Annotated in this window: 14 protein-coding genes and 1 other RNA gene; 7 read left to right on the plus strand and 8 right to left on the minus strand. The window is 54.3% G+C overall.

The window, feature by feature from the left end; genetic code table 11:
- Positions 1–150: 150 nt before the first annotated feature.
- Positions 151–1,824, plus strand: coding sequence for a DNA repair protein RecN (gene recN, locus CR46_RS0114680; RefSeq protein WP_030074132.1), 1,674 nt, complete (start codon positions 151–153; stop codon positions 1,822–1,824).
- Between the two features lie 121 nt (positions 1,825–1,945).
- On the opposite strand, the gene fur is transcribed toward recN, so the two are convergent.
- Positions 1,946–2,398, minus strand: a complete 453-nt coding sequence (gene fur, locus CR46_RS0114685; RefSeq protein ID WP_030074133.1) for a ferric iron uptake transcriptional regulator — start codon at positions 2,396–2,398, stop codon at positions 1,946–1,948.
- 72 nt (positions 2,399–2,470) lie between these two features.
- On the opposite strand from fur, the gene CR46_RS0114690 reads away from it, so the two are divergent.
- Positions 2,471–2,941: an outer membrane protein assembly factor BamE gene (locus CR46_RS0114690; protein ID WP_035536878.1), complete on the plus strand. Its 471-nt coding sequence runs from the start codon at positions 2,471–2,473 to the stop codon at positions 2,939–2,941.
- Position 2,942: 1 nt separating this feature from the next.
- Here the strand turns inward: CR46_RS0114690 and CR46_RS0114695 are convergent, their stop codons facing one another.
- Both CR46_RS0114695 and CR46_RS0114700 read right to left on the minus strand, forming a co-directional pair.
- Positions 2,943–3,254, minus strand: coding sequence for an RnfH family protein (locus CR46_RS0114695; protein ID WP_030074135.1), 312 nt, complete (start codon positions 3,252–3,254; stop codon positions 2,943–2,945).
- On the minus strand, positions 3,244–3,678 hold the full coding sequence (locus CR46_RS0114700) for a type II toxin-antitoxin system RatA family toxin (protein ID WP_030074136.1): 435 nt from the start codon (positions 3,676–3,678) through the stop codon (positions 3,244–3,246). Before CR46_RS0114700 ends, CR46_RS0114695 begins: the two co-directional genes overlap by 11 nt.
- 126 nt (positions 3,679–3,804) lie before the next feature.
- Between CR46_RS0114700 and smpB the strand changes: the two genes are divergently transcribed.
- Positions 3,805–4,296, plus strand: coding sequence for an SsrA-binding protein SmpB (smpB, locus tag CR46_RS0114705; RefSeq protein ID WP_009723766.1), 492 nt, complete (start codon positions 3,805–3,807; stop codon positions 4,294–4,296).
- A gap of 45 nt (positions 4,297–4,341) precedes the next feature.
- Positions 4,342–4,721: a transfer-messenger RNA gene (ssrA, locus tag CR46_RS18255) on the plus strand.
- Positions 4,722–4,810: 89 nt separating this feature from the next.
- Here the strand turns inward: ssrA and CR46_RS0114710 are convergent.
- Positions 4,811–5,044, minus strand: a complete 234-nt coding sequence (locus tag CR46_RS0114710; RefSeq protein ID WP_156963080.1) for a hypothetical protein — start codon at positions 5,042–5,044, stop codon at positions 4,811–4,813.
- A gap of 169 nt (positions 5,045–5,213) precedes the next feature.
- Here CR46_RS0114710 and CR46_RS0114715 point away from each other — a divergent pair, with 169 nt between their 5' ends.
- Positions 5,214–5,462: a type II toxin-antitoxin system RelE/ParE family toxin gene (locus tag CR46_RS0114715; protein ID WP_084180504.1), complete on the plus strand. Its 249-nt coding sequence runs from the start codon at positions 5,214–5,216 to the stop codon at positions 5,460–5,462.
- A gap of 46 nt (positions 5,463–5,508) precedes the next feature.
- Positions 5,509–5,778, plus strand: a complete 270-nt coding sequence (locus CR46_RS17860) for a helix-turn-helix domain-containing transcriptional regulator (protein WP_232222402.1) — start codon at positions 5,509–5,511, stop codon at positions 5,776–5,778.
- A gap of 152 nt (positions 5,779–5,930) precedes the next feature.
- Here the strand turns inward: CR46_RS17860 and CR46_RS0114725 are convergent, their stop codons facing one another.
- The 4 genes from CR46_RS0114725 to CR46_RS0114740 form a co-directional block, all read right to left on the minus strand.
- Positions 5,931–8,285: an ATP-dependent DNA helicase gene (locus CR46_RS0114725; protein WP_030074139.1), complete on the minus strand. Its 2,355-nt coding sequence runs from the start codon at positions 8,283–8,285 to the stop codon at positions 5,931–5,933.
- Positions 8,282–10,057 carry a VRR-NUC domain-containing protein gene (locus CR46_RS0114730; protein ID WP_030074140.1) on the minus strand — a complete coding sequence of 592 codons (1,776 nt, stop codon included), beginning with the start codon at positions 10,055–10,057 and terminating at the stop codon, positions 8,282–8,284. The genes CR46_RS0114725 and CR46_RS0114730 overlap by 4 nt, the downstream gene beginning before the upstream one ends.
- A 32-nt stretch (positions 10,058–10,089) precedes the next feature.
- A complete protein-coding gene (locus tag CR46_RS0114735; protein WP_030074141.1) occupies positions 10,090–10,470 on the minus strand; it encodes a hypothetical protein in 381 nt (126 codons plus the stop codon).
- A gap of 184 nt (positions 10,471–10,654) precedes the next feature.
- The gene (locus CR46_RS0114740; RefSeq protein WP_030074142.1) at positions 10,655–11,560 is read right to left on the minus strand and encodes a LysR family transcriptional regulator; all 906 of its coding nucleotides are present in this window, start codon (positions 11,558–11,560) and stop codon (positions 10,655–10,657) included.
- A gap of 109 nt (positions 11,561–11,669) precedes the next feature.
- Between CR46_RS0114740 and CR46_RS0114745 the strand changes: the two genes are divergently transcribed.
- Positions 11,670–13,031 carry an aminotransferase family protein gene (locus tag CR46_RS0114745; protein WP_030074143.1) on the plus strand — a complete coding sequence of 454 codons (1,362 nt, stop codon included), beginning with the start codon at positions 11,670–11,672 and terminating at the stop codon, positions 13,029–13,031.

Consider the following 13,031-nt stretch of genomic DNA (forward strand, 5'->3'; position numbering starts at 1 on the left):
AAGTAACGAGTATTAACCACGTATGAACGCTATATGGGGGCCATAAAAGCCATCTCAAGAGGGGCATTGAAGTGAGTTATAGACTACTGTATAAAACAACAATTATTGGATAAGTATCCAGCTTCTGTGCCGCACGCCTCAGGAGGCCTTATGCTTACGCAGCTAGCAATCCAAGATTACGCTATTGTCGACCGCCTTGAACTCGACCTAACCCGCGGCATGACGGCGATCACCGGGGAAACCGGGGCAGGCAAATCAATTTTACTCGGCGCCCTTGGCCTATGTTTAGGTGAGCGTGCCGACGCCGGCAGCGTGCGCCACGGACGTGAACGCACCGACCTTTCCGCTCGTTTTGATATTCAGCACCTGCCCGCTGCCACCGAGTGGTTGACTGCTCGTGAGCTGCCTGCTGACGAGTGCTTATTGCGCCGCGTAGTGACGGCCAGTGGTCGCTCCAAAGCGTGGATCAATGGCCACCCCGCCACCATCGCTGATCTAAAATCGCTGGGCGAGCAGCTGATCCAAATCCACGGGCAGCATGCCCATCAGGCACTTATGCGTGAAGAAACCCACCTTGCTCTGCTAGATGATTATGCAGGGCTGCGTGAGCAAAGCCAGCTGCTGGCTGAAACGTTCCGCGAATGGCGCAGCGCCCGTCGTCGATTAAAAAAACTCAGCGAAGAAGGCAGCGAAGTTGAAGCAAAACGCCAGTTGTTACGCTACCAAGTAGAAGAGCTCGATCAACTTGGATTGGCAGAAGGTGAGCTACAAACACTCGAAGAAGAACAGCATACCCTTGCCCATGCGGAAGAGACACTACGTGAAACCCAGTTTGCCGCCGACTGCTGCGCGAGCGACGAAGGCGGTGCTCTGTCGCTGTTAAACCAAGCTTATGCCCATTTAAGCGCGCTACCCGGCAGTGATAAAGGCACGCTGGCCAACACCTTGGCGATGCTTAGCGATGCGCGCATTCAAGTAGAAGAAGCTTCCAGCGAACTTAATCGTCTTGCCAGCACTACCGAGCTAGACCCAGAGCGCTTAGCTTGGGTAGAAGAGCGACTGGGCGACGTTCATCGCATTGCGCGCAAGCACCACGTGGCCCCAGAAGAGATTTGCGCACTGCACACCAGGCTCAGCCAAGAAGTTGCTCAGTTGGAAGCCAGTGACGACGACTTAGAATCACTAAGTAACCACGTCGCCGAGTGCCGCGAGCGCTACCGTAAAGATGCTAAGCAGATGAGCGAAGTGCGTCAAAAAGCCGCTGCGTGCTTAAGCAAAGAAGTGCAGCAGCAGCTGGCTTTCCTGGCCATGGGTAAAGCACGTTTTGAGGTAGCAGTCACTCCGCGTGAAACACCAACGCCAGAAGGCCTCGATCACGTTCAGTTCCTGATCAGCGCTAACCCCGGCCAGCCTGCTAGACCGCTCACTAAAGTTGCTTCGGGCGGTGAGCTATCGCGTATCAGCCTTGCCATACAAGTTGTTGCCGCCTCGCACTCCACCATTCCCAGTCTAGTATTCGATGAAGTAGACGTGGGTATCTCAGGAGCAACGGCCGAAATTGTGGGGCAACTGCTACGCAAGCTCGGCGAAAACGGTCAAGTAATGACAGTCACACACCTGCCTCAGGTAGCCGCACAGGCGCATCAACACCTACATATCGAAAAACGCGCCAAGCGGGATAGTACGCTGACCCAGATGGCCCTACTGGACGAGCGTGGACGGGTTAGTGAACTCGCCCGCATGTTGGGTGGCGTAACTCTCTCGGACCAAACACTCGCTCACGCTAGAGAAATGCTACACGCTAGCCAGCGACCACCGCATTAAGCTTTTTTTAAACGCTAGGTTTTAAACGCTAGGCGTAAAAATAAAGCGACCAAGCATAAAAACGCCCCCAGGGCGCGAATGAAATATCACTCGCACCCTGAGGGCGCTTTATTTAACACGACTATTTCCTATTTGTAGGGCCACTGTCCTGTCGCGTTACGTCCGACCCACGGGGGCGTACATAAAGCACCAGTGCATGGTCCACAAGTTCGTAGCCGTGCTCTTCAGCAATCTCTTGCTGACGACGCTCGATGATTTCATCGACAAACTCAATGATTTCACCGCTCTCTAAACACACCATATGGTCGTGGTGGTCTTCTTGAGTCATCTCGAACACCGCATGGCCACCATCAAAATTATGACGGATCACCAAGCCCGCTGATTCAAACTGAGTCAGCACGCGGTACACGGTAGCCAAGCCAACATCCTCGCCCGCATCAATCAGTGTTTTATACACTTCTTCTGCGCTAAGGTGGTGTTGACCCGAAGCATTTTCGAGAATCTGCAGGATCTTGACGCGCGGCAGGGTCACTTTCAGCCCGGCTTTGCGCAGTTCATGGTTCTGATCGGCCATGGTTGCTCTTCGCAGTAACAGGTTAGGTCGGGTATGATCGACCGAAACCACGATAGTGAAGAACAGGCTCAAATGCAAAAATTGACTCGTATCATTACTCTTTCCGTTGCCCTAACCGTTGTTAGTGGCTGCAGTTACGTTGGCGTATACAAGCGTGACATCCCCCAAGGCAACTTGGTGACCCAAGAGATGGTCGGCCAGTTACAACCAGGGATGACGCAAGAACAAGTCACTTATGTGATGGGGCGTCCGCTGCTGGAAGCGCCGTTTGATACCCGCGAATGGGATTACGTTTACCGCCTTGATAAAGCGTACGCAGGCGTCGAGCAGAGACGTGTGACTCTCACGTTCGATGATATGGGGCGTTTAGTAAACGTTGAACAACAGGGTGATTTCTCGGGTGATCTACCGATCAGCACGGATACCAGTGTAGGCCCCGCAACAGAAACAGCTGACCCAATCTCAGGCATCAACACGCCTAGCCAGCGAGCACCGACGCCAGAAAGTGCCCCAGAGCCTCAGCCGGTGATGTCTTCAGACTAAATCACTTGCCTCCGGCTTGACGCTTTGCCCGCTCCAGGCGGGCAGCTTTGGGGTCTATTTCTAACGAGCGATATACTTCAACCCGGTCGCCTGGACGCAGCGTCTGTTTTTCAGGCTGACGCAGCGCCTTGCCAAAAATTCCTAGCGGTGCTTGTTCAAAGGTGTCGCTGGGAATATCGGGGAACAAGCTTGGTAGGTCTGCCATTACTACCGCTTGGCGCGCAGTCGTTCCTCGACGCACCTGTAAGGCCACCAGGCGCTGTTTGTGCGGCAAGGCAAAGGCTACCTCTACCGCGAACGTATCAACGGCCATAGCGCTCGTCAGCCCGCTTAGTGAAGGCATCTACAAGCTGCCCCGCTATTTGTTGGAATAACTTGCCAAACGCCATGCTAAGCAAACGGTTGGCAAACACAAATTCCATTTCCAAGCTGACTTTACAGGCATCCTCTCCCATCGGGATAAACAGCCAACGCCCTTTAAGCTGCTTGAACGGCCCTTTTACTAATGACAGCTCAATCCGTTCAGGGGCATATAAATCATTTCGAGTCGTGATAGTTTGTTCCACACCCGCACGACCAAGGGTCATTTCACCGATTAGGTGCGTCTCGTCATGCTCTAGCAGGCGCGCACGGCGGCACCCCGGCAGGAACTCGGGATAGCGTTCGAAGTCATTAACCAGATCGAACATTTGTTGGGGGGTGTGCCGCACCAAGGCGGTACGATTAACGGTTGGCATTGACCTCTCCGCTGACTTCACAGTGCCCAAAGCGTATCATGGGAAACATTTTTGTAGACCTTAAATGGTATCACGCCTCCCCGCATAACGAAGGGGGTGCTACTGACAGATCAACGATGAGGTTCCATGGCCACTAAGAAAGGTAACAGTAAGGGCCCTAGCAGCAGCGTTATTGCCCAAAACAAGAAGGCTCGGTTTGAGTACCATATCAACGAAACCTTAGAAGCAGGTTTGGTACTCGCAGGCTGGGAAGTTAAAAGCCTTCGTGCTGGTAAAGCACAGCTTACCGACACTTATATTTTGGTACGCAACGGCGAGGCTTTTTTACTAGGCAGCCATATCATGCCGCTAAACACAGCAAGCACCCATGAGATTGCTGACCCGACACGCACACGTAAGTTGCTTTTGCACCGCAAGGAAATCGCCAAAATTTTCTCGGTGACTCAAGACAAAGGACACACCTGCGTGCCGCTCAAGCTCTATTGGAAACGCAATAAAGTGAAATGTGAGCTGGCGTTGGTGACCGGCAAACAGCTGCATGACAAGCGCGCCACCGAAAAAGATCGCGACTGGAGCCGTCAAAAAGGTCGAATAATGCGGGAACATAACAAGGCATAACTGGTCAATTAGCTGTGAGCACGTTAGAATGCTCACCTGTAATTAGGGGGCGACATGGTTTCGACGCCGGTGACAACCCTTGCGGTGCATGCCGAGAGCGTGATGTATCTCGTAAATCCCACATCACGAAAAATAGTCGCAAATGACGAAAACTACGCTCAAGGCGCGCTAGCAGCTTAAACACTGTTAGCTTCTTGTCTGGCCCAAAGGTGATGTGCCTATTCATCACCGATGGGATATGAGCTAAAGCTGATAGGACCGCGGTTGATGGTGTCTTCTCATCAATCGTTAAACTTTAGAAGGCTCGCGTGGCTGAATCCTGATCGTCGGAGTCAGTCGCGTTAAAGCAAATGACGAAATCTAAGCATGTAGAGCCAATAGGCGAGTGCTGGCGGACGCGGGTTCAATTCCCGCCGCCTCCACCAGACACCCCTACAAATCAAGCACCTACGGGTGCTTTTTTTGTTTCCCCCTCCAAAATACCAACCAAAGCAACCATTTTAGGCAGTAGATGTTAGACGTTTTCAATTACCCACGCGGCAATGCCTCCCCGACCATTACGGCGGCGCAAGCGCTTACCGTTGGCCACGCGGTCAGCCCGGAACTTGAGCACGTTACCCACGGCACGGGGAGTTAGCTGACTTACTGTCTTGAACTCGCTTATAGTTTCCGCCAATGCTTGCTCAGCAACCGGCAAGGCGAAGTCTTTTAGCTGGGGGTCGTGGTAGTTGTCGTGGATCTTCTTCACCTCCTTAGCTTTGGACGAGTCGCTACCAAACACATCAGCCAGCGAGCACAGCAGCGCGTCTAACTGTTCCTGTTAAGGGTCAGCCGCTTGGGCAGCGTCTACCGCTTCCATCGGGTCTGCATAAATAGGATTCCAGGCTTGGTTGAACGGCGTGAAGGCTAAAGACCGAATGGCTGCCATGCGGGTGCTGACACGCCTTAACAGGCTAGCCACAGGTAATGCAGGCGACGCCAAGACAGTGGGTGACGGCGTAATGGAGCTGCGAATTGATTACGGGCCGGGCTACCGCGTCTATTACGCTAAGGTAGGCCGCCGTATGGTGATGTTATTAGTCGGTGGTACCAAGAAACGCCAGCAAGCCGATATAGATCAAGCCAAAGCGTTTTTAAATGACCACCGAAGGAGAGCACAGACATGAAAAGCCACGATGCTGCTGTTGTCGAGATGCTGCGCGATGCCCCCATATGGCGCTGGACTATTTGCGCAACGCCTTCGATGAACTGGACGAAGAAGGCGGCGAGTCTGCCTTTCTCATGGCGCTACGCCATGTAGTTGAAGCACAAGGTGGTGTGGCTGCTATTGCAGAACGTGCCAAGGTGTCACGCGAAAGCTTGTACCGGGCACTATCCCCAAAAGGCAACCCAACGTTACGAACGATGACCGCCGTTATTAAAGCGACAGGTATTCACTTTCACGACCTGACGCACCATAGCCATGAGCCAATAGCGGGATAAAGAGCATCCAAGCATAGAGAAACGTTTTCCTCAGTGCTGTGCCTGGGTTCAAAGCATGGGCTAGTAAGCTAACACCCTAGAAAAGGGGGCATAATTGGGGGCATCTTTCAAAACAACCCAGCAAAAAAGCGCTTCCGGGCGCTTTTTTGTTGTCAGGAGTTTTCACCCAATACCTTGACACGCCCCCACCAGCGCGGCAGCAATGCGCGCACCCTGGCCTGGGCGAAGCGGTCGTCCATTAATATCACAGTCCCTTCATCCTCAGGGCCGCGAATCACCCTTCCGGCGGCTTGCACCACTTTGATCATACCGGGTATGCGGTAGGTGTAATCATCACCCTGGCCAAAGCGGGCATTCAGACGCGCTTTCAGCGCTTCGTTGAAGTCGTTAAACGGCGGTAGGCCTAAGGTGGCAATAAACGCCCCAATCAAGCGCTCGCCTGGAAGATCAATGCCTTCAGCAAAAGCCCCACCTAGCACAGCAAAGCCGATTCCCTTACCTTCAGGAGTAAAACGCGCCAGAAAGGCATCACGCTCGGCTTCCTGCATTCCACGGGTTTGAGCGAATACCGACACGGTGGGATGCGCGAGCTGAAACTGCGCCATCACCTTTTCTAGGTAAGCAAAGCTACTAAAAAACGCCAGGTAGTGGCCGGGTTGACGCTGGTATTGATCGGACAAAGCTTCGACAATAGGCGTTACAGAGACCTCTCGGTGATGATAGCGAGTGGAAATATCGGCTCGAATACGCACTTCCAACTGGCAGGCGGAAAAAGGTGAGGCTACTTCACGCCACACGCTGCTTTGTGGCAACCCTAGTAAATCGCGGTAGTAATGAAACGGGCTAAGCGTGGCTGAAAACAGCACAGCGCTGTGGGCAGCCTTAAAGCGCGCCGCGAGAAAATCCGCCGGAATAACATTGCGCAGCCCAAGCACCGCATCGCCACGGCCATAAATAGCAAGGTCGCACAGTGAGTGATCATCGAACCGCTCCGCCAACCGGCAGAAGCCTAACGCTTCAAACAGTAGCTCTTGAAGCTCAACACTTGCGGCGTCAGGGTGCTCAACCAAATAATCAGTGATCGCGCCAGCCAATGTTTGAAGCGAGCCCACCAGCTTGCTGGGCAACGTATCAAGGAGATGGTAGCGCTGTGACGCGGCTGCATAGCTGGTCACTTCCTTCGTGAGCGCCTGCCACTGCCTGCCGACCCTTGCTAACGGTTTAGCCAGTGCAGGAGGTGAACGTCGACGCAAGCGGCTCAAGCGTTGCTGGGAAAGCTCGGCACTGTACATCCCCCGTGCTCTTTCAACCATGTTGTGTGCTTCATCTACTAACAAACCAACTCGCCAGTCGTTAGCTTGGGCCAAGCCATGCAGCAGCGCATGGCTATCAAACCAGTGATTCACATCGCCAACTACTACGTCGGCCCAACGAGCTAGCTCTTGGCCTAGATAATATGGGCACACACTGTGGGCAAGCGCCACCTCACGCAGTCCGTCACGATCTAGCCAGCAACGTGCCACCGCGGCTTGGCGAGCGGCAGGCAAGCGGTCATAAAAACCCGCCGCTAACGGACAAGCATCGCCTTGGCAAGCAGCGCCAGGGTATTCGCAGGCTTTTTGTCTCGCTACCAGCTCCAACACGCGCAGTGGCGATGCGAGTGCAGACGATGAGAGGGAAGATGCAATAGGGGGTGTTGAAGTAGAGGGTAATGAAGTAGGCGGTGATGAACTGGGGGCAGAGAGACGCGCCAGCGCATCCAACGCTAAGCGGCGGCCTGGGGTTTTCATGGTTAGAAAGGCCACCCTATCCAACTGCTGACGAGGCATTGCTGAGAGCATCGGAAATAGCGTGCCAAGAGTTTTGCCAATACCGGTTGGCGCTTGAGCCAATAGGCACCGACCAGTACTGGCTGCTTTATAGACATCTTCCGCTAGCGGACGCTGCCCAGGGCGAAAATCAGGATAGGGAAACGTCAGCGTCGCCAGCCACTCATCGCGGCGCAGGCGATGGGTATACTCCTGCTCCGCCCAAACCAAAAAGCGCTGGCATTGATCGGTAAAAAACGCCTGCAACTCAGTTGAGCTAGCCTCTTGGGTAAGCAGCGTTTCCTGACCGCTGGTAATCTCCAGATAAACTAACGCCAGCGTGACCCGTTCAAGGCGTTGCTCAGCGCACAGCAGCGCGCCGTATACCTTCACCTGTGCCCAGTGCAACGCGCGCTGGTTGGCGGCCATACGGTCTAAATTGCCACGATAGGTTTTGACCTCTTCCAAACGGTTCGCGTTGGGATCAAAGCCGTCAGCGCGGCCCGCCACGCGAAGCCCCTGATACTCACCAGAAAGCGGCAGTTCAGACAGGTAATCTTCGCCCCGGCGGCTAGCCACTAGCCTATGCCCTTCGATGCCTTCTTGGGCGCTGGGTGCTGGCGTGAATCGATGATCAAGGTCGCCCTCCCGCGCGGTGAAATCGCACAGCGTACGCACCGCTACCCGATAACGGCTCATTCGGCGTCTTCTTGTTTAGACTCTCTTTGTTTAGATTCTATTTTTTTAGATTTTTCTTGTTTAATTTCTTCTGGCTCGGGTGCTGGCTGCCAACGCACATGGCATACCTCAACGGGCATGCTGTGGCGGCAAAAGAAATCAATCCAACGGCGTTGGTTATCTTGCAGGCGGTCTCCCGGCCCTTTCACTTCTATCATTTTGTAGCGCGGCTCTCTGGGAGGCGCATCCGGCATCAACTGAATCAGGTCAGGCAGTCCCGCACGGTTATGCTTAAGGTCATCTAATAGCCGCATAAAACAGGCACGCAAGTGGGCAGGCGGCAAACATTTAAGCGCGAGCGCTAAAAGTTCTTCACTAACGATTCCCCAGTGAACGAATGGCGATGCGATGCCTTGTTTAGCGTGCCACGTGCGAAGGATCGTCTCCTTATACCGACCGTCATCCAACTGGGCCAGGCAGGCGTTAATATCAGCTTGACGCTGAGGGACAAAATCCTCGCGATATAAATCCGCTGGCCCACTGTGAAACGGGTGAAAAAACGCCCCAGGGAGCGGTTTAAAAATAACCGGCCAAAACAGCAAGCCAAATAGACCCGTTAACAAACTATTTTCAACGTAATATACCGGTGCAGTAGGCGTTGCTAACGCTTCAGCAACAGCGCGCTCTACTGGCTGAGGGCCGGGCAGATGAAGCACATAGGTAAGCGCCTGGGCAGCCTGTTGCTCAGCCCTATCAGAACGCTCAACTTTTTGGCCTAACTTGCGAGCCAAGCGCGGTAACAAGCGCATAAGGGCTTGGATCTCGCCTTCATGTGGCTGTGCGTCAAGCGCGCTAATTGTAAGCTTATAAGCGTCTGAATAACGGCCTAACCGCTCTAACACGCGCAGCCTGCGAATACGCGCATCGCTGTTATTGGAATCGGCATAAAGCGTTAAGGCGAGTTCGCTGTCGCCGCCGCGTTCGGCTTCGCGACCCATAGTCAGCAGCAGCCGTGCCCGTCGCGAGGCTAGCCAGCGGTTGCTGGAGGCTGGTAGCACCTGCGTGGAAAGCGTCTGGGGCAACTCGCCGTCATCCAAGCGTTCGCGCAGGCGGTGAAGCGTTAAATAAGTAGTGACTTCTTCACGGCTTTGAAACGCGCGGGATTCCGCAGTAAGCGGTACCTGCTCAAAGCGCTGCAGGCCCAGCTCCGTTAACACGAACTCTGCCCAGTCCTGGCGCAAGTTGCCAAAAAACATCAGCCGTAAGCGGTCGCAAAACGCCATCACCGTTAGCCGCACAACCTGCGTTGTGGCTGCTGGCCACCACTGTTGAAGAGGCGCTGGCGCTTGCAGTGGTTTTTCTTCAACTGCTGCTTGAAGCGCAGCTTTCGTGCTGTTGCGCGCTAGACCTGCGTTAGCAATTTCATCTGCCAATGCTTGGCGCAATTCGCTCAGCCGCAGCAGGCGAAATAGCTCACGGCTGGTTAACTGCGGTGCGCGGTCTACCCAGCCCAGCGCAACCAGCGGTACTAGCGCCTGCTCGGTGTCACCGATTTCCGCATAAGAGAGCTTATCCAGCCGAAACAGCTCACCTTTGCGCATCACCATGCGCACCAATAGCGCCTGAGAGGCTTGAGGTAGCGTCTCAAAATGACCGATAGCATCGCGCTCGGTGGCACTTAACAGATCATGGTGGCGGGCGTTTACCCATGACACTACATAACGGAAATTCGTCAGGTAATAGAAAGGGTCATCTAGGGAGGCGGTCGCTGGTGCGACAGGGGCACTGTTCATCTATCCATTATAACAGTGCTTTCTAGAGCAGGTTAACCCACCCGATGCTGATAGAGCACGTGTAATACATCGTCATTGTCTACCGGCTCGTCAATGGCTGGTGCCTCGACAGTAGGGGTTGACGCGCCTGCGTGGACTTCGGCAGGCTGGCGACCGCCTACCAATACATACCATTCCGCTTCTGTCAGATAGTGCTGACACCAGCGGCTTAGGCCATCGGCCACGTCGTCACGAATGCGTTCACCGCTACGAAAACCATGGGCGAGATGCAGTAAATCTTGGCGGGCAGTGCGGGCACGAGCATTACCGCCGTGCACTTTGGAAAGTGGACAGCGTCGATCGTAGGCCGCATTGGTTAGTGCATTCAACCAACGCTCCAATTCGTGCGCCTGAATACCGCCATAAACTGCCACTCTGCACTCCATGCTGAACGGTGATTAAAGTTTAATGAGCTATGCCCATTAGCATTTACTAAAAAGCAAAAGCGTTAGATTGCCCGATTTTGAAGTCACTGTCATCTTCTTGCTGGCAGACTCAACGCATTGAACTCTCAGTCAAACATTATACCTGTTAAACGATTAAAATGATTTTTAAACGTTAGTAGTTCATTAGCGTCTCTTTCGATTTTCGCTTAAGCGACGCCAGCACTTTGGACGCATGCCACTCAGGGCGATAAACAATTCCAAAACCAAACGTCAACGCAGGTATAAAAGGCAGCACCTTGACGCGATCATAATAAGACAGCTGATCTTTTGCGGTAATTGGGTTAATCACCGTGACCCCGACCTCGTTGGCTACCAACGCGCTAATCGTACCGATGTTAGCTTCCGTTTTACCGGCAATCTTAACGCCGTGTTCAGCTACCAGTTCCAACAGCGGGTTTGTGCTCACACTTGGCTGATTGCTGATTACTAAATGTTGACCACGCAAGTCGCTGACTTCAACGACGTTCTGCTTAGCTAGCGCAAGCTTTTCAGGCACCAGTGCCACAGCTTCTGTGGTCAGCAGCGCTTCGGTCAAGAGCTGGGGGGAAGTCGCCGGTAGCGTGATAAAGCCAATATCTGCATGGCTTGATTCCACCGCCGTTTGTACATCATGGCTCGACATCATATCCAGACTAATACTTATCCGACTGTTTTCAGCCAGCAACGCTGCCACTACCTGAGGTACAAACCCAAAACATAGTCCAGGAATCGCGGCGATTCTCAAGCGTGATGTACCAAACTCCTTTAGCGCCAGCACGCTATGACGAAGCTCTTCAATATTGCCCATCAGCCTGAGAATTTCATCGTACAGCTCTCGTGCTTCAGGCGTTGCTAATAAGCGGTTTTTTTCACGTAAAAAAAGCTGTATTCCCAGGTTCTCTTCCAGCTGTGCTAGCGAGCGACTGACGCCAGACTGCGTCATGCCAAGAAGGCGTGCCGTTCCTGAAGCGCTGCCCACCTCAAATAGTGTTTTGAACGTTGCTAATGCTTTCAACGAGTTAATGGTAACTTCAGGCATGACTTTTACTCATTGATATTCGAAAAACGATCATATATTGAAATATAGTAACAAGCCTACCTAGACTGCAAGGGAGATTTTTCAACCGACTATAAAAACGGAAAACGTGATGACCGACTCTCCGCTGTTCTACCAGGCAGGCCCTGCCCTGCCGGAAGTCAGCCACGCTGATGGCGTCATGCTCTGGGACACCCAGGGCAAGGATTATCTGGATGGCTGTTCCGGGGCCATTTCCTGCAACCTTGGTCATGGCCGTCAGGATATTCGTGACGCTATGCTCGCCCAAATGGACAAGGTTGCCTTCACTTACCGCACCCAGTTTGAAAGCGCGCCCGCCGAAGCCCTAGGCCAACAGCTGGTTGAGCTGTTTAACGGCGAGCTGGGCAAGGTGTTCTTTGTTTCCAGTGGCTCCGAGGCGGTGGAGTCTGCCCTCAAGCTAGCGCGCCAATACTTCTTCGCACTCGGCCAGCCCCAGCGTCAGCGCTTTGTCTCGCTGCGCCCCTCCTATCATGGCAGCACCATGGGGGCGCTGGGCATGACCGGCTATCAACCGCTGGAAGCCCCTTTTACCAGCATGACCCATGCCTCCATCAAGGTGCCAGGGCCGGATTTCTTCCGCCATCAGGATAGCGATGACGACACCCACGTGGATCGCCTGCTGGCAGAAGCACGCGCCGCCATGCAAGCCGCCGGGCCGGAGTCACTGATTGGCTTTATCCTCGAACCGATTGGCGGTGCCAGCACCGGCGCGCGGCTGTTGGGCAAGCGCTACCTGCAAGGCATTCGCGCCCTGTGCGATGAGTTTGGTTGCCTGCTGATTGCCGATGAAGTGCTCACCGGGGTGGGCCGTACCGGCGCCTGGTTTGCCTGCCAACATTACGATGTGGTGCCGGATATTCTGGTCACCGCCAAAGGCCTGGGCGCGGGCTACTACCCAATTGGTGCCATGCTGGCCCGCACTGACATCGTCGAAACGGTGATGGCCAGCGGTGGCTTCCAACATGGCCATACCTATGCGGGCAACCCGCTGTCTTGTGCCACTGGCCTGGCTGTCATCGATGCCATCAAGCGCGAAAATTTACTGGAAAACACCCAGGCGCGCGGCACGCAGTTGGAAGCCGGGCTGCGCCAGCTCGCAGAGCGTTACGACTGGGTCGGCCATGTACGCGGCGCTGGCCTGTTATGGGGCGTCGAACTGGTCGCCGATGGCGCATCACGCAAGCCCTTCCCCGCTGAGCAGAACCGCTTCGCCCAGATCACCGCCTTGGCCAAGCAGGAAGGCCTGCTGATCTACCCGCGCCGCAGCCTGGATGGCCTGGCCGGTGACCATTTCCTGGTCTGCCCGCCGCTGACCATTCAAGCCGAGGAAGTGGACACCCTGCTGGAACGTCTGGCACGTGCCATGGCGCGTTTTGACCAAGCGCTTACGCCGTCGCCTGACCTGAACGCACAACCCACCAGGGAGAGCTGA

Origin of the sequence: Vreelandella neptunia (genome assembly GCF_000712975.1) — a bacterium.
Taxonomy (GTDB): Bacteria; Pseudomonadota; Gammaproteobacteria; order Pseudomonadales; family Halomonadaceae; genus Vreelandella; species Vreelandella qaidamensis.